Below are 15,229 nucleotides of genomic sequence, written 5' to 3'. Positions count from 1 at the left end.
TACTGAATCACGCAGTCTGATCGGCGGATGGTTGCGAATGCAGCGGTCGCGGAGAGGCCAAATCCTTCGCCGCGACGCCCGCAGGGCGCTGGCACAGGGCGCAAAAACCTGTATGCAATATGGCACTCTATGGGTGACAGGGAGAAATCCGGATGGTTCGCAACATTGCACTGGTCGGCATCGGCAAAATCGCAAGGGATCAACATGTTCCCGCGATTGCAGACAGCAACGACTGGCAGTTGGCCGCCACGGTCAGCCGTGCAGGCACTGTCGATGGAGTGCCGGCCTTCACCGATCTTGCGGCGATGCTTGCGACAAATCCTGACATCGATACCGTGTCCTTGTGCCTGCCGCCCGTTCCGCGTTTCGACTATGCCGAAGAGGCGCTGAATGCCGGGCGGCACGTCATGCTGGAGAAACCTCCGGGCGCGACATTGGCTGAGGTTCACCGGCTGCACGATCTTGCCGCGTCGCGCGGATTGACCCTGTTTGCCACATGGCACAGCCGGATGGCTGCCGGTGTTGCCCAAGCCCGTGAATGGCTGGCGGACCGCACCGTCACAAAGTGCCACATCACCTGGAAAGAGGATGTGCGCCACTGGCACCCCGGGCAGGACTGGGTGTTCGAACCCGGCGGCATGGGCGTGTTCGATCCGGGCAGCAACGCCTTGTCGATCATGACCCATATCCTGCCCGAGCCTGTGCATGTGCGCGAGGCGACGCTGATCTTTCCCGAAAACCGGTTCACGCCGATTGCGGCGCAGGTACAATGGAGCGGTAACGTATCGGGCGATTTCGACTGGCGTCAGACCGGCGCCCAGACCTGGGATATCGACGTCGAAACCAACCGGGGCACGCTGAAGATCGCCGAGGGCGGTGCCGTGCTGTTCATCGACGGGGTGAAACAGGACGTGGGGCCGAACCGGGAATATCCGGCACTTTACGAACGGATGGCCGATCTTGTGGCGCGGGGCAAAAGCGATGTCGACCTTGCGCCGATGGTGCATATTGCCGATGCGCTGACCCTTGGCCGACGGGTCTGGACAGAACCGTTCAACTTTTGACTGGCAGGGCAAGCGATCCGCGCATGACGATGTGGGTGGGCAGAAGGATATCGTCTAATCCACCCTGCCCCGCCACCAGCGCCAGCAAAAGCCTCGCCGCCGCCTGACCCATCTCGATCTGCGGCACATGCACGGTGGTCAGCCCCGGATGCGATATGGCAGCCGCGCCGATATCGTCAAACCCCGTGACCGACACTGCGCCCGGCACATCCACGCCGATTTCCCGTGCAGCCACCACCGCGCCCGCCGCCAGCACGTCATTGCCGCAAATGACGGCGGTGGGAAGATCATCATCCCGCATCAGCGAGCGGAACGCCGCCCCGCCTTCAGCCAGCAGAAATGGCGCGTGCACGATCCGGGTGATCCGCGCGCCCTGATCGGCGCGGGCCGCAACCGCTGCGCGCACACCGTCGATACGGCCCTGCGCCCGGTCGTTTCCCGCCGTAACCCCCGAGATCATCGCGATCCGGCGGTGTCCAAGGTCAAGCACCCTGTCGGCCATCGCCTGCGCCGCCTTGGCGTTGTCGAACCCGACATGCAGCGCATTCGGGTCGCCGCCATGGCACCAGCCCAGAACATGGGGCACCCGGCGCAGCGCAAGGAACTGCCGCGTCTCCTCGGGGCGCGCCGTGCCGATCAGCAACAACCCCTCGGCACCCCGCGCCACCAGCGCACGGATCTGGTTGAACTCTCGCGCCGGGTCATATCCGGTGAAAGCAAGAAGCAGCGTTCTGCCGGCGGCGTCCAACTCTTCCTGAAAGGCCTGTAACCCGTTGGCAAACATCGCATTCGCCATGGAGGGAAACACCGCACCAACGGTGTTCGTGCGGTTTCCGGCCAAGGCACGGCCACCGAAATTCGGGGTATAGCCAAGCTTTGCAATCGCCGCCTCGATCCGGTCAAGTGTGGGTTTGGCCACCCGCCCCGGCTCGTTCAATGCACGCGATACTGTCGCCGTCGACACCTGCGCGACGGCGGCCACATCTTCAAGCGTTGGGGAACCGTTGCGTGACATACCCGTGATGTAAGCGCTTGCATGGGCGCATGCAAGCGCTTACACAGCTCTTGAGTTCAAGCCCCAACCAGAGGCCGCGCCATGCAACGGACCTATCTGAAACAGGCCGCAAAGACGGCCCGGAGCGATGCGGACGACGTTCGCGACACGGTGCAGGCCATTCTGGACGATATCGAAAAGGGCGGCGACGAAGCCGCCCTGCGATACGGCGAGAAATTCGATGGGTACAGCGGCCCGGTCTTGCTGAATGCTGAAGAAATCAAGGCGGCATCCGACAAAGTATCTCAAAGACTGAAGGACGACATCGCCTTTGCCCACGATAATGTGCGGCGTTTTGCCGAAATCCAGAAGTCGACGTTGCAGAATGTTGAAACCGAAATCCTGCCCGGCCTGATCGCGGGTCAGCGGGCGATCCCCTGCCAAACCGCAGGATGTTATGTACCGGGCGGGCGATATTCCCATGTGGCCAGCGCAATCATGACGGTCACGACTGCCAAAGTTGCCGGGTGCCGCCATATCACCGCCTGTTCGCCGCCGCGCAAGGGCGAAGGCATTGCACCTGCCATCATCTACGCTGCCAACCTGTGCGGCGCCGACAGCATCCTGTCCATGGGCGGGGTACAGGGTGTTGCGGCGATGACATTCGGGCTGTTCGGACTGCCCAAGGCCGACATTCTGGTCGGCCCCGGCAATCAATTCGTGGCCGAGGCGAAACGCATCCTGTTTGGACGCGTCGGTATCGACATGATTGCCGGACCGACCGACAGCTTGATTCTGGCCGACGCCACTGCCGACCCGTTCATCGTTGCGACCGATCTGGTTGGTCAGGCCGAACACGGCTATAATTCCCCCGTCTGGCTGGTGACTGACACCCGCGCTCTGGCGGAGAGGGTCATGGAGATCCTGCCGGGTCTGATCGCTGATCTGCCCGAACTGAACCGCGTGAACGCCGAGGCCGCCTGGCGCGACTATGGCGAGGTGGTCCTTTGCACCGACCGCGAGGATATGGCCGCCTGTTCCGACGAATACGCACCCGAGCACCTTACCGTGCAGGCCGAGGATCTGGATTGGTGGCTGGATCGGTTACAATGCTATGGCTCGCTGTTCCTTGGCGAAGAGACGACCGTGGCGTTTGGCGACAAGGCATCGGGAACGAACCACGTCCTGCCCACATCGAAATCAGCGAAATATACCGGCGGCCTATCGGTCCATAAATACATGAAAATCGTGACGTGGCAGCGCTCTACCCGCGACGGTGCGCGCCCTGTTGCCGAAGCCACGGCACGGATTTCCCGACTTGAGGGGATGGAGGGTCACGCGCGCAGCGCCGACGCCCGGCTGGCAAAATATTTCCCCGGCGAGACCTTCGATCTGTCGGGTACTGACTGAAATCAGTCCTTCAAAACCACGCGAAATGCCGTGTAGGCATGAGGGACCGCCCAAATATCACGAACCGTTCCAACCAAGAGGAGTAAAATCTTGTCCATCCACGCAAAAATTGTGGACGATTTCGTCGCCAACGGCGTCGGTTTTATCACCACAGTCCCCTGTAAACAGCTTGCCGGGGTCATTGATGAGGTCGAAGCCCGACCCGAAATTCACCACGTCCCCTCCAACAAGGAAGACGAGGGGATGGGCCTGTGCGCCGGTTCCTATATGGGTGGCAAACGCGCGGCGATCATCATGCAGAACACCGCAATCGGTGTGACAATCAACACGCTGGCGACGCTGATCCAATATTACCGGATGCCGCTGCCGATGTTGATTTCCTATCGGGGCGAGTTGCGCGAACCCGTCGCCTGTCAGGTTGAAATGGCCGTGCATACCAAGGCGCTGCTGGCACAGCTGAACATCCCGACCTATCACTTTCACAATCAGTCGGACGTTAATGAGTTCGATATGATCCTGAAATACACCTTCATGTGCAACAAACCGGTCGCGATTCTGACCGATGCCAATTTCTGGGGAGGCTACGGCGACCAATGATCCGTTCCGAAATCCTGAAAGAAATCGCTCCGATCCTGCGTGACCAGCTTGTGGTCTGCAACATCGGTATCCCGTCGCAAGAACTGCACGCCATCGACGACCAACCGACGAATTTTTACATGCTGGGCACCATGGGGCTGGCGTCGAGCATCGGGCTGGGGCTGGCAATGGCGCAACCCAAACCGGTGATTGCCATTGACGGCGACGGTTCGGTGCTGACCAACCTTTGCACTCTGCCGACCATCGCCAATAACGTCACGGATAACTACATCCTGCTGATCATCGACAACGGCTCTTACGGGTCGACCGGGGATCAGCCGACCTATGCCGGCAAGAAGACATCGCTGGCCAAGGTGGCCGAGGCATGTGGCTGCGACAACGTGGTGGAATGCCGTGACGTGGACACAGGGCGCGTGCTGCAAGAGGCATTGGACAGCAAGAAAATGACCGTGATCGTGTGTAAATGCGACAGCGGCAATGCCACCATGCCGGTGATCACGATGGACCCGGTCGTGATCCGCGACCGGTTCATGAAGGCCGTTCAAGCCTGATATGACTCGGGCGGGTTGTGCCCGACCTCATCCATCAGAGGTTGGGTACAGCCCGCTCGACACCCGGGCCAGGCTGGGGCAGAGATGGCCGCCAAGGCACGCCGGGAAATTGCCCGGAAAATCTGCCCGGAGACCGGAATGGATACCGACCTATCACCGGACGCCCGGTTCGATCCGGACGCCCGGGAACAGCCCGGCGACGACGCATTTATCCGCGCGATCCTGTCGCAGAATCCATCGATAGCCGGTAATAAAACTGACCGGTCAGATGCGCCCGACCTGTCGTCAGTGATCTGGCCGCAGTCTGACCACGATGTGCCCGATCTGTCGCACCTCGCTAAAACTTCCCTGCCCGACCGATTTACTCTGACGCCCGAAACGCTTGAGATCCTCTTGGCACAAGGTTGGTTTCTGCCATGGCGCGACGGTGATCTGATCGCGCTGGCGCTGCGCGGGGCAACCCTGTGCGACGGCGATGACAGCGGATGGTGCAGGCAGGTCAAACTTGCACACGCCCGCCCCGATTTGACCCGGTTTCGATGTGTCGTCGGGTTCTGGCGACCGCGCCGGGGCGAAATCCGTCTGTTCACCGGATCAACCGTGCCCTGCCGCCGCGCACTTTACGACCAGGCGAGTGGTCTGCGTCCGGCCAACCTTTTGCCCACCGGCTTGTATCCGATGGCGATATGGCGGCATCGCGATATCTGGCCCGCATTGCGGATGAGCCGCGGCAACACGGCGCACGCCGCTCTCGAGATCGGCGCCGAATCTACGGTCCAGCGCCCGGTCTCTGGCACCTGTCTGGATACACGGGGGAAGTTCAACCGCGCACGACCCTATGACAACGTGCATTGTTCCCACCTGTTGCACCCGGATGCCGCCTTTGGCGCCACATTTTCATCCCTCGGCTGCATCACGTTGCGGGGCACGGCCGCGCCGTCGGATCAATGGGCGGCGTTCCAATCGGTCCTGACCGACCACGGGTTGCGCAGTCGCGTCGATCTTTTGCTGACCACGGGCAAAGAGGCGGCACTGGCCACATCGGGATCGCTGCCCGCGACCCTGCGCCCGGGATCGTCCGGGCCAGCAGTGTCACAGCTGCAACACCGGCTGGGCCTTGCGCAAACCGGTTATTTCGGTCCCGCCACCAGCGAAACGCTGGCCACGCGGTTGCGCAGGCAGAACGTGGGTGCAGTTATCCTGACCGACACGCGGGCGAAATCCATGGGGTGGGACGTGATCGAAGCGCTTGATGGCCCGGGCCGGAAAGGATGAAATGCGGCCCGGAACTCAGAGTGGCTTAAATCCCGCCATGCAGCGTGGGAACCTGCAACGGCGAAAACCCATAATGCCTGAGCCAGCGCAGATCCGAATCAAAGAAGGCCCGCAGATCGGGAAGCCCGTATTTCAGCATCGCGATCCGGTCGATCCCCATGCCAAAGGCAAAACCCTGCCATTGATCCGGGTCAACGCCGCTTGATCGCAGGACATGGGGATGCACCATTCCGCTGCCCAGAACTTCGAGCCAGCCGTCGCCTTCACCCACGCGCACCTGTCCATCCACCCACGAGCACTGGATGTCCACTTCGGCCGAGGGTTCGGTGAAGGGGAAATGCGAGGCGCGGAAGCGGGTTTTCACCGAGGTGCCGAAATAGGCAGTAAAGAATTCCTCAAGCACCCACTTCAGGTTGGCCATCGAAATGTCGCGGTCGATGGCCAGACCTTCGATCTGATGGAACATCGGCGTATGGGTCTGGTCATAATCGGCACGATACACACGACCGGGCGCGATGATCCGGATCGGTGCGCCCTGCGCCTGAAGCGAGCGGATCTGCACCGGGCTGGTATGGGTGCGCAGGACATGCGGCGGGCGCTCATCCCCCGCGTCGCGGTGCATATAGAAGGTGTCCATCTCGCCCCGGGCGGGGTGGTGCGACGGGATGTTCAGCGCATCGAAATTGTAGAAATCGGTTTCGACCTGCGGCCCCTCGGCCACGGCAAAACCCATATCGGCGAAGATCGCCGTGCATTCTTCCCAGACCTGAGAAACCGGATGAATCGTGCCCGGCTCGACCCCGCGCCGCCGTCCCGGCAACGTCACGTCAAGCCATTCGCCCCGCAACCGTTCATCCAGCGCCGCATCGGTCAGCGCCTCTTTGCGTGCGGCAAGCGCCGAAGTGATCTCGTCTTTCAGGGCGTTCAGGCGGGGGCCAGCGGTCTGGCGTTCCTCGGGCGTCATTCGGCCCAGCTCGCGCATCGCCAAAGCAATTTCGCCCTTCTTGCCGATGGCCGTCAGACGCACGCTTTCCAGCGCCGACTCGTCGCTCGCGGTCGCGATCATGCCGATGTATTTCTGTCGAAGATCTTCCATGTCACCCCCAAGCAATCCCGACCCGCAGTTATCGCGACAGGGCGTTCAGTGCAAGCCGACGCGGCGCGGCGCCGGTGGCAATGAAAAAGCCGCAGACCCGGAAGGATCTGCGGCTTTCAATTTTCTACCGAAACAGGTTCAGGCAGCCAGAGCGGCCTGTGCCTTGGACACGATTGCTCCGAAGGCATCGGGTTCGTGGACTGCCAGATCGGCCAGCACCTTGCGATCGACTTCGATCCCGGCCATCGCCAACCCGTTGATGAAACGGCTGTAGGTCAGGGCCGCGTCATAGCTGCGCACGGCTGCGTTGATCCGCTGAATCCACAGTGCGCGGAAGTTCCGCTTGCGGTTCTTACGGTCACGGGTCGCGTATTGGTTGGCCTTATCGACCGCCTGGGTCGCCGTTCTGAACGTCGTGCTGCGCGCGCCATAGTAGCCTTTGGCGGCCTTCAGGACCTTCTTGTGACGGGCGTGGGTGACGGTTCCACCTTTGGTTCTCGACATATCTCAGGTCTCCTTAACCGGCGTAGGGCATGAAGGATTTCACAAGCTTCTGGTCCGGCGCGCTCAGCACCCGGGTGCCGCGCGCGTCGCGCAGAAACTTGTTCGACCGCTTGATCATTCCATGGCGTTTACCTGCCATGCCGCCGACGACCTTACCCGTCGCCGTCACCTTGAATCTCTTCTTGGCGCTGCTCTTTGTCTTCATCTTGGGCATTTCCGTCTCCTTGATCTTGTACGGTGCAAGCGCGACTCGGCATGCCTCTGGCCGGACGCGCGAAAGAACCTGTCGTATAAGGGTGTGGCGCGTCGCAGGCAAGCAGGAATTGCCCTGCCCCGGCGGGCGCGTTCAATGCGTGAATTTGCCGACAACCCGGACGAAAGCGCCCGGAATATCATCCAGCTTATAACCACTGGGGCGCGACGTCGTCGCCCAATAGATCGATACGGCGGCCAGCACGATCAGCACAGCCGCCGCCCGGGGCGAGCGGGATTCCGAGAAAGCCGACAGCAGCGAAGGAAACGCCAGCGCCGCAAAGATCACGCCAAGAACCAGGGCGACATCGGGATCCACGGCGGCCTCCAACCTGCTGTCGTGAAAGCCTATTCCGGATCGGCGCTGTAAATCAACCGTTCTTCGCATGGTGCGACGCGCAAGATGTTTGTCGTGCCTGGCTTATTGAACGGCACACCCGCCGTCACAACGATCTGATCGGTCTTTTCGGCAAACCCTTCGGACAGCGCCGCGCGGGCCGAAGCGATAACAGCGCCTTTGAACCGGGTTACAGCCTCGGACATCACGCAGTGCAGGCCCCATGTCAGGCACAACCGCCGTGCAGTGCCGATGACATGGGTCATTGCGATGATCGGAACCCGCGGACGTTCACGTGCGACAAGCGCCGCCGTGGTGCCCGACTGCGAGAAACAACAGATCGCCTTGATCTCGGTGGTTTCCGCGATTTCCCGCGCGGCAGATACGATGCCGTCGGCAACGGTCTTCTTGCGCCCGCCCCGGCTCGCCTCGATCACTTCGCGGTAGGTCGGGTCACCCTCGACTTCGATCGCCACGGCGTTCATCGTTTTGACGGCCTCTATCGGATAGGATCCGGCTGCGGATTCCGCCGACAGCATGACGGCATCGGCCCCTTCATAGATCGCGGTCGCAACATCAGACACCTCGGCCCGCGTCGGAACGGGCGAATCGATCATCGATTCCAGCATCTGCGTGGCTACGATCACCGGCTTTGCGGCCTCGCGGCACTTCTTGACCAGACGCTTCTGGATTGGCGGCACGTTCTGCACAGGCAGTTCGACACCGAGATCGCCGCGCGCCACCATGATCCCGTCGGACACTGCAAGAATCGCATCAAAGTTCGTGACCGCGGACGGCTTTTCAATCTTGCTCAGGATCGCAGCGCGGCCCTTGGCCAGTTCGCGCGCCTCTTCCACATCCTCGGGGCGCTGCACAAAGGACAGGGCAAGCCAGTCGACGCCAAGCTCGCACACAAATTCCAGATCGCGACGGTCCTTGTCCGACAGCGCTGCCAGCGGCAGGACCACATCGGGCACATTGACGCCTTTGCGGTTGGAGATCGTACCGCCAACCATCACTTCGCAATCGGCAAAATCGGCACCGCAGGTTTCAACCTTCAGGCGGATCTTGCCATCGTTGACCAACAGGCTCGATCCGGGCTCGAGCGCCTCAAAGATCTCGCGGTGGGGAAGACGGACGCGGCGGGCATCGCCTTCGGCCTCGCTCAGATCAAGCCGGAACTTCTGCCCGACCTCAAGCTCTTCCTCGCCGTTGGCAAAGGTGCCGACGCGCAGTTTCGGCCCCTGAAGATCGGCCAGAATGGCGATGGGGCGGCCTGTATCGGCTTCGATTTTGCGGATGATCGCGTGACGTTCGGCGATATCCGCATGTTCGCCATGACTCATGTTCAGGCGAAAGACGTCCGCCCCTGCTTCGAACAGGGCGCGGATGGTTTCATAGTCGCTGGACGCGGGGCCCAGGGTGGCGACGATTTTGACGTTGCGACGGCGTCTCATGCAACCTTATCCTTGTATTACGGCGACCCCGGGCGGGGCGATTGACGGGGTTATGGATCAAAAATGTTAGCGGCACAACTGGCACGCCTGTCCTGACGCGTCAGGGGTCAAAAGATGGCGGATAAACGGGCCGACCGGGCCTATGCCCCCGTTCTGCCAAAACCCTGCCGAGCGCCTTGACGCCAGAGCCGCCGCAACCCACCCTAATTACAACTGCACGGAGGATACAGCAACATGGACGACCAGACACGTATCGAACTGGAAGCTGCCGCATTTCGACGCCTACGCGACCATCTGGCGGAACGCCCGGATGTTCAGAATATCGACATGATGAACCTCGCCGGTTTCTGCCGGAACTGTCTTGGCAGATGGTATCAGGAGGCGGCGAACGACCGTGGTATTGCGATGACCAAAGAGGAAGGGCGCGAAGCGTTCTATGGCATGCCCTACGAAGACTGGCGCGCGCTAAACCAGACGGAAGCGTCTAAAGAACAGAAAGACGCGTTTTCCGCGACCCACGACTGAGCGTACCGGATCGCCCAATCGGCCACAGCACTGATAGGCGCAAACGTCGGTATGTGGGGGGAATGGTGCGCTGGGGAGGGCCGGTATAATCAGGCTATTTCATAGCGTTACGGTGCAAATCGGCCTACAGCGGACGTCAACGATATCAATGGGTTGCGAATAAAATGCAAAACACTTAGGCGGCCCATCCAACACCCACACGCTACTGATCCATCCAGTCCCAAGGGTCCGGTGGCGATGGCTCAACTGGCAACTCGGGAGCCTCCGCGCCGTGTGACTCGAGCCACTCCTTCACCGCACCCCACACCTCGGCAGACCCAACGCTGCGGGCCCCCAATGTGTTATCAAGCGCCTTGCGGAGATCCGGGGGGATTGTATTCGGCCAGGGCATGACAACTCCTTGAAGGCGGAAATCTCGCCCGACGGAAACTGGGGGCTGGCGCTTCCAGAAACAAGAACAATGTTAGAACAAAATACGCGCGCACGGCTCACGGATCGTATGCTGCACTTGCCATCGTCACGCTGATCGCCTCGACCTTACCGTTCGCACATTCCGCGCTGCGCAGGTGCCAGACGGCCATACTACGACAAACGGATGAACCGAGCGCTACTCGATGTGAACGATGATCACTCCCGACAAAATAAGGGGATGTCTCATGCAGCGGACGAAGACAGGAAAGACTGAGCTTTTGGCCTCAACGAGGGAACTATCGTCCATAGAACTATAGTGCTATACAGTCTTCGGACATGTCAGACATAGACGTAGACCATCACGTCCTCACTGTTAAGACAATCGTTCAGGTTGGTAGATAACATAGAGAATAATACGGGTTCGAGGCGAATTTAGCGATGGCAAGACTCGATTGTAGAAACTTACAGATTGCATGGTTCCACTCAGGCGCGCAGAAATATGCTGCCCATGTAGTATATCAGGAGATTTTTGGTGAGGAACCCGATACAGTTCAAACCAACAAAGCTCCATCACAGACATCCCCATTTTTGAGCCAGGCACTGGGCCAGACCTCAGCGGGCGACGGCATCGTAAAGGTAACGCCGGGTAGAGTAGATGTTTTCCTACAGGCCCCCGAGATAAACCACGGAAGCAAAATTGCGTTTCCAACGCTTGACGCAATTGAATCTTTTGAAGTGTTCAAAGTGGCCCTAGAAAACAAGGGCGTTGCATTCGATGACTGCTATCGACAGGCGGTTATATGCAATTTTCTAACCGAATTCCCCAACCGAGCAGAAGCCAACAGATCGCTTTTTGATACATGCAGAATCGACGGGAACGCACCCGACGCAATTGATTTAATTCATCAATTTAATTCCAGAAAAGAGCTGCGCGAAGGTTTCTTGCTTAATCGCTTGATCAGGCATTCAGTCGAGCACATGCAACTATTTCAAGTGCCCACCCCGCAAGGAGTTGACCAAGCTTCTTTGAAAATTGATCTCGACCAGCACTTTCCGGCGCATGAAGTGTTTGCTCACTTTCAAACGTACGACTTCAACAACCACCCTCAGGGAGAAAAGTTTTCCAAGGCTCAACAGACTGTGAATGTAATGGAAATATTTGCAGAAATATTGAAAGTTAAGAAGGGAGTTATGCTGTGACAAACAATGCAACTTTCAAGTTAATTTCCGAGTATGGACAGAAGGCTTCAAGCGCTGAAATGGGCCTGGGCTACTATGAGAAGTGGAGATCTAAGAGTGACCTATCGGCGTCGAGCACCGTGAATGCGAAGCCGCGCAGGAAGAGTAACTACGAAACTTCGCTCTTCCACGACTTGATGGGTGCAATCTCTCAGATGAGCAACCTTCCCGACAGGCACCATCTTCACATCGATAGGAATCTGTCAGAAAGAGCTCAAAGTTTACTTTCGATCGTTTGCGAGAATACTTCCGCTCCAGCTCCGAAGATCAAAAACGAAGAAGGCGAGGCTGTTGTCTTCACTTGGCGGATAGGTGACGTTAAGAAATATCTTACAATTGACGACGAGCAAATTGACATGCTTGAGGTGGGGCCAGAAGACTGCACCAAGTCAACAAACCTATCTAATGGCGGCTCTCTCGACCTTAAGTCTCTTTTGGCAGAAATGCGTTTGCATATCACTTCAGAGGTTTGACAGTAAGACGATATGCTTGATGAACATACTTTGGGTCGCGCCGCGATTTACCCTAAATTTATAGATAATGCGTCCGAAATATTCGACGAAGAACAGTTATTTGAACTTTCGAGGATAAGGGATCGCGGCGGAAGGGTCACTGAGGGCTACGCGCTTTCTCTTGCATCCGAAATACTCGCCCTAGGAGAACATGGCGTCCATGAGTATGGCAAGCGCATTGCTCAACAGCAAAATGATGCCTACCGTGTGAGGAACGAGCGAGATCCGAATCCCGGATCCTCTTATCTTGGATATTTCCGTTTTCTAGCACAATCAGTTAACTGCATCGGAATGGAACATTATGATAAATGCATTCGATGGTTCCCTGAACATGATGAAGTATGCCACTTTCAGATCGAGATGCATCCCAAAGGAACCGGGACGAAGAACGAAAAAAGAGACGATCGACGCAAAGTAGTGAGAGCAGTTGCACGGTCAGCGCGTAACTTTGTACCGATGGCTGATCACGAATATGATGATAATACTTCCAGATACCACCGAGACCTCGCGACTCAGGTCTCTAAGCTAAACTCGCCCCGATAGAGCCAGCATCTGGGCTGCCTATCGGCTCCACTTCAGTTTTTTAGCCGGAAAACTAGCGCAAAGCCCAAAGCGGTATTCATGGCGTCAGCATCGCTCCACGCCGATCGTTCACCGCAGCTTATCTCACGGTCTCCAGCCTAGCATACAACGATCGAACTCTACTGATCAATGTAATGGCAAGGGTCCGGCACTGATGATACAACCCTTTATTCTGGCGCCTCCGGCTCGTGGGCTTCCAGCCACTCCTTCACCGCACCCCACACCTCGGCAGACCCAACGCTGCGGGCTCCCAATGTGTTATCAAGCGCCTTGCGGAGATCCGAAGGGATTGTGTTCGGCCAGGGCATGACAACTCCTCGAAAACGGAAAACTCGCCCGACTGAAACTGGAGGCGGGCGCTTCCGAAAACAAGAACAATGTCAAAACAAGATACGCGCAATGCCGGTAGGAAATTGAAGTTCTCGCGACGATCCCAGACGACGATGCCGCCTTTCAGATGAGCGTCCTTCTGGGCTTAGAGTGACTTCTTTCTGTATGGGCCACGCATCTTCGGCGCGGCTTCCTCTGCTGCCTCCACCAGCGCACCGATATCCTCGACATCCCACAGGCGATCCGACACGCCTGCAGCCATTGCCAGGGTCATGCGCAGCGTCTTGTGGGTGCGGCAGAAGTTGTAGCGCATGAAGTGCAGGACAACTGCGAAAGCGTGGTTCTCTGCCTTTTTTGAAAGGGCATTGGTCAGGCTTGTAAAGCGGCGCATACCCATCCGCATTTTCAGGTTCTGGCGCTCAATGTGTGATGTACCGACATCTTCCATGATGGGATTGCCAAAGATCGCCTCTTTTGCAGTGCCCGTGCATTCAGATGGGCTATACTTGCTCTCATGGCCCTTGCTACCTGTCGGATTGCCGTAGTGCCTGATCAGCATCGCGTAGTCCACATCGCCAGAAAAAGCGCCTGTAACGGCTTCGAGGTAAGCGCAGTGACTGTCTGTGGTCAATTGAATGCGTGTCGCAACGCGTGACGCCGAATGAAACATAATCTCACGTTTGGTTGCGCCAGAGCGATCCCCGATAGTGTAAGAGATCATCAACTTGCTGTCGCGGTCCATTGCGGCCCACGTCCAGATGTCGCCAGCGTTCGCAGGAGCGGCCTTTGCGCCCTCTATGTTTTTTGCCTTGGCGTAGCAGAAAGACCAAATCTCATCTGCCTGCACATGCTTGGACTCAACACCTTTCACCTTCTCATCGAGGTAGACAGCACAGGCCCTACCCGCATCCTCAAGCAACTTGGTGACGGTGTTCTTGGACACGTCAGCAATGCGCGAGGTGGCGTGAATGGGGTTACCGTCCACCAGAAGGCGATTGATCAGGGTGCGGGATTTCATGTCAAGTTTTCTCATGAATAATTCATACTGACCTTTATGCGTAGGGTAAGACCTACTAGGCTCTTTTTGTGAATAACTAGAGGCTTTCCTGTTGTTGGTAGAGGCACTCGAGGGTACAAGGGCGCTCAAACGAGCCTTTAAGCGCACAGGAGCCGCCGACGATGGACAAGCCAAAAACAGAAGAAGACTGGTGGCAGCTTGATTATGAAATTAAGCAACTGTTTGATGGGGCGCCCATTGATGAGGCAGACCTTTTTGCAGGTCGCGCTGCGGAAATAACAAGAATGCTTGATGCATCGCTAGCACGGTCGAAGCATGTCGTATTGTTTGGCGAACGCGGCGTAGGCAAGACATCGTTATCAAACATTTTCTGGAAACGATTTGGGAAATCTTTAGCTAGCTTCGTTGTTGGGAGGGTGCAGGCAAATCCCAGCCAAACTTTTGATAGCCTCTGGCGAGATGCGCTCGAAGAAATTGAAGCTTCTGCCGCCTCTCAGGGCCGACAAGAGCTCTTCCCAGGAAAATCCTCCGATATTGATGAGATAACGCCAGCAAGTCTGAGAAGACTTTTTGCTAGAGCAAACGCGAACGCGATTCCAGTCATTATCATCGATGAATATGACAAACTAATTGATGATAATGCGAAGGAACTCACTGCTAATCTCATAAAGGAACTCTACGACTATTCAGTAAATGTCACGATAATATTGGTTGGCGTTGCAGAAGATATTGGAAAGCTAGTTGAGGATCATGAGTCACTTAATCGCGCACTAGTCCACATCCCATTGGGCAGAATGTCCGACACAGAGTTGCGTGAAATTATCACCAAGCGAACAGAACGAACGGCGATCAAGTTTCATAAAGACGCCATCTGGACAGTGGTCACTATATCAATGGGCTTACCGTACTTCACGCAAACTCTGTCCAAATTCGCCGCACTGAACGCCGCAGGGCAATCGCGTTTGGCTCACGCGTCTTACAGCCCATTGAGAACGCTGCATAAGAATGCCTCATCCCAGCCAGCTCGCTTGAGTTTGATGCTGAGAGAGCCTTTGGATGTGTCGCGTCGGACGAC

17 protein-coding genes are annotated in these 15,229 nt (G+C 57.7%); 10 read left to right on the top strand and 7 right to left on the bottom strand.

Annotation, left to right across the window (positions count from 1 at the left end; genetic code table 11):
- Window positions 1–152 precede the first annotated feature (152 nt).
- A complete protein-coding gene (locus FQ320_RS08950) occupies window positions 153–1,064 on the top strand; it encodes a Gfo/Idh/MocA family protein (protein WP_148471392.1) in 912 nt (303 codons plus the stop codon).
- Here FQ320_RS08950 and FQ320_RS08945 read toward each other — a convergent pair.
- Window positions 1,054–2,079 carry a LacI family DNA-binding transcriptional regulator gene (locus FQ320_RS08945; protein WP_148471391.1) on the bottom strand — a complete coding sequence of 342 codons (1,026 nt, stop codon included), beginning with the start codon at window positions 2,077–2,079 and terminating at the stop codon, window positions 1,054–1,056. The two genes, FQ320_RS08950 and FQ320_RS08945, sit on opposite strands and share 11 nt — an antisense overlap.
- Before the next feature lie 81 nt (window positions 2,080–2,160).
- Here FQ320_RS08945 and hisD point away from each other — a divergent pair, with 81 nt between their 5' ends.
- From hisD to FQ320_RS08925, 4 genes are all read left to right on the top strand, one after another.
- Complete coding sequence (gene hisD, locus FQ320_RS08940; RefSeq protein ID WP_148471390.1) at window positions 2,161–3,468, top strand: histidinol dehydrogenase; 1,308 nt, start codon at window positions 2,161–2,163, stop codon at window positions 3,466–3,468.
- Window positions 3,469–3,558: 90 nt separating this feature from the next.
- On the top strand, window positions 3,559–4,065 hold the full coding sequence (locus tag FQ320_RS08935; RefSeq protein ID WP_148471389.1) for a thiamine pyrophosphate-binding protein: 507 nt from the start codon (window positions 3,559–3,561) through the stop codon (window positions 4,063–4,065).
- The gene (comE, locus tag FQ320_RS08930; RefSeq protein ID WP_148471388.1) at window positions 4,062–4,616 is read left to right on the top strand and encodes a sulfopyruvate decarboxylase subunit beta; all 555 of its coding nucleotides are present in this window, start codon (window positions 4,062–4,064) and stop codon (window positions 4,614–4,616) included. Before FQ320_RS08935 ends, comE begins: the two co-directional genes overlap by 4 nt.
- Window positions 4,617–4,754: 138 nt before the next feature.
- Window positions 4,755–5,891 (top strand): peptidoglycan-binding protein, encoded by a 1,137-nt coding sequence (locus tag FQ320_RS08925; protein ID WP_148471387.1) that lies wholly within the window; start codon window positions 4,755–4,757, stop codon window positions 5,889–5,891.
- A gap of 25 nt (window positions 5,892–5,916) precedes the next feature.
- Here the strand turns inward: FQ320_RS08925 and pheS are convergent, their stop codons facing one another.
- The 5 genes from pheS to pyk form a co-directional block, all read right to left on the bottom strand.
- A complete protein-coding gene (gene pheS, locus FQ320_RS08920; RefSeq protein WP_148471386.1) occupies window positions 5,917–6,987 on the bottom strand; it encodes a phenylalanine--tRNA ligase subunit alpha in 1,071 nt (356 codons plus the stop codon).
- Window positions 6,988–7,125: 138 nt separating this feature from the next.
- Window positions 7,126–7,491, bottom strand: coding sequence for a 50S ribosomal protein L20 (gene rplT, locus FQ320_RS08915; RefSeq protein WP_148471385.1), 366 nt, complete (start codon window positions 7,489–7,491; stop codon window positions 7,126–7,128).
- 13 nt (window positions 7,492–7,504) lie between these two features.
- Window positions 7,505–7,705, bottom strand: a complete 201-nt coding sequence (gene rpmI / locus FQ320_RS08910; protein ID WP_148471384.1) for a 50S ribosomal protein L35 — start codon at window positions 7,703–7,705, stop codon at window positions 7,505–7,507.
- A gap of 132 nt (window positions 7,706–7,837) precedes the next feature.
- On the bottom strand, window positions 7,838–8,062 hold the full coding sequence (locus FQ320_RS08905; protein ID WP_148471383.1) for a hypothetical protein: 225 nt from the start codon (window positions 8,060–8,062) through the stop codon (window positions 7,838–7,840).
- 29 nt (window positions 8,063–8,091) lie between these two features.
- Window positions 8,092–9,537, bottom strand: a complete 1,446-nt coding sequence (gene pyk, locus FQ320_RS08900) for a pyruvate kinase (protein WP_148471382.1) — start codon at window positions 9,535–9,537, stop codon at window positions 8,092–8,094.
- A 234-nt stretch (window positions 9,538–9,771) separates the two neighbouring features.
- On the opposite strand from pyk, the gene FQ320_RS08895 reads away from it, so the two are divergent.
- The 4 genes from FQ320_RS08895 (at window position 9,772) to FQ320_RS08880 (ending at window position 12,767) form a co-directional block, all read left to right on the top strand.
- Window positions 9,772–10,062, top strand: a complete 291-nt coding sequence (locus tag FQ320_RS08895; RefSeq protein ID WP_148471381.1) for a DUF1244 domain-containing protein — start codon at window positions 9,772–9,774, stop codon at window positions 10,060–10,062.
- A gap of 849 nt (window positions 10,063–10,911) precedes the next feature.
- Entirely contained in the window at window positions 10,912–11,673 is a 762-nt protein-coding gene (locus tag FQ320_RS08890; RefSeq protein WP_148471380.1) for a hypothetical protein, read from the top strand.
- A complete protein-coding gene (locus FQ320_RS08885) occupies window positions 11,670–12,185 on the top strand; it encodes a hypothetical protein (RefSeq protein WP_148471379.1) in 516 nt (171 codons plus the stop codon). Before FQ320_RS08890 ends, FQ320_RS08885 begins: the two co-directional genes overlap by 4 nt.
- Window positions 12,186–12,197: 12 nt before the next feature.
- Entirely contained in the window at window positions 12,198–12,767 is a 570-nt protein-coding gene (locus FQ320_RS08880) for a hypothetical protein (RefSeq protein ID WP_148471378.1), read from the top strand.
- Between the two features lie 514 nt (window positions 12,768–13,281).
- On the opposite strand, the gene FQ320_RS08875 is transcribed toward FQ320_RS08880, so the two are convergent.
- The gene (locus tag FQ320_RS08875) at window positions 13,282–14,169 is read right to left on the bottom strand and encodes an IS1 family transposase (protein WP_148471377.1); all 888 of its coding nucleotides are present in this window, start codon (window positions 14,167–14,169) and stop codon (window positions 13,282–13,284) included.
- A gap of 146 nt (window positions 14,170–14,315) precedes the next feature.
- On the opposite strand from FQ320_RS08875, the gene FQ320_RS08870 reads away from it, so the two are divergent.
- A partial coding sequence (locus tag FQ320_RS08870; protein WP_148471376.1) for an ATP-binding protein occupies window positions 14,316–15,229 on the top strand: 914 nt, incomplete at its 3' end.

The sequence above is a fragment of the Oceaniovalibus sp. ACAM 378 genome, assembly GCF_008085915.1.
Lineage (GTDB): Bacteria > Pseudomonadota > Alphaproteobacteria > Rhodobacterales > Rhodobacteraceae > Oceaniglobus.
This window is presented reverse-complemented; position numbering and strand designations above follow the sequence as displayed.

What these genes read in the sequence shown, in the direction of transcription:
- FQ320_RS08950 (WP_148471392.1), top strand. Translation starts at nt 153, where the DNA reads ATGGTTCGCAACATTGCACTGGTCGGCATCGGCAAAATCGCAAGGGAT.
- FQ320_RS08945 (WP_148471391.1), bottom strand. Translation starts at nt 2,079, where the DNA reads ATGTCACGCAACGGTTCCCCAACGCTTGAAGATGTGGCCGCCGTCGCG.
- hisD (WP_148471390.1), top strand. Translation starts at nt 2,161, where the DNA reads ATGCAACGGACCTATCTGAAACAGGCCGCAAAGACGGCCCGGAGCGAT.
- comE (WP_148471388.1), top strand. Translation starts at nt 4,062, where the DNA reads ATGATCCGTTCCGAAATCCTGAAAGAAATCGCTCCGATCCTGCGTGAC.
- FQ320_RS08925 (WP_148471387.1), top strand. Translation starts at nt 4,755, where the DNA reads ATGGATACCGACCTATCACCGGACGCCCGGTTCGATCCGGACGCCCGG.
- pheS (WP_148471386.1), bottom strand. Translation starts at nt 6,987, where the DNA reads ATGGAAGATCTTCGACAGAAATACATCGGCATGATCGCGACCGCGAGC.
- rplT (WP_148471385.1), bottom strand. Translation starts at nt 7,491, where the DNA reads ATGTCGAGAACCAAAGGTGGAACCGTCACCCACGCCCGTCACAAGAAG.
- rpmI (WP_148471384.1), bottom strand. Translation starts at nt 7,705, where the DNA reads ATGCCCAAGATGAAGACAAAGAGCAGCGCCAAGAAGAGATTCAAGGTG.
- pyk (WP_148471382.1), bottom strand. Translation starts at nt 9,537, where the DNA reads ATGAGACGCCGTCGCAACGTCAAAATCGTCGCCACCCTGGGCCCCGCG.
- FQ320_RS08895 (WP_148471381.1), top strand. Translation starts at nt 9,772, where the DNA reads ATGGACGACCAGACACGTATCGAACTGGAAGCTGCCGCATTTCGACGC.
- FQ320_RS08890 (WP_148471380.1), top strand. Translation starts at nt 10,912, where the DNA reads ATGGCAAGACTCGATTGTAGAAACTTACAGATTGCATGGTTCCACTCA.
- FQ320_RS08880 (WP_148471378.1), top strand. Translation starts at nt 12,198, where the DNA reads ATGCTTGATGAACATACTTTGGGTCGCGCCGCGATTTACCCTAAATTT.
- FQ320_RS08875 (WP_148471377.1), bottom strand. Translation starts at nt 14,169, where the DNA reads ATGAGAAAACTTGACATGAAATCCCGCACCCTGATCAATCGCCTTCTG.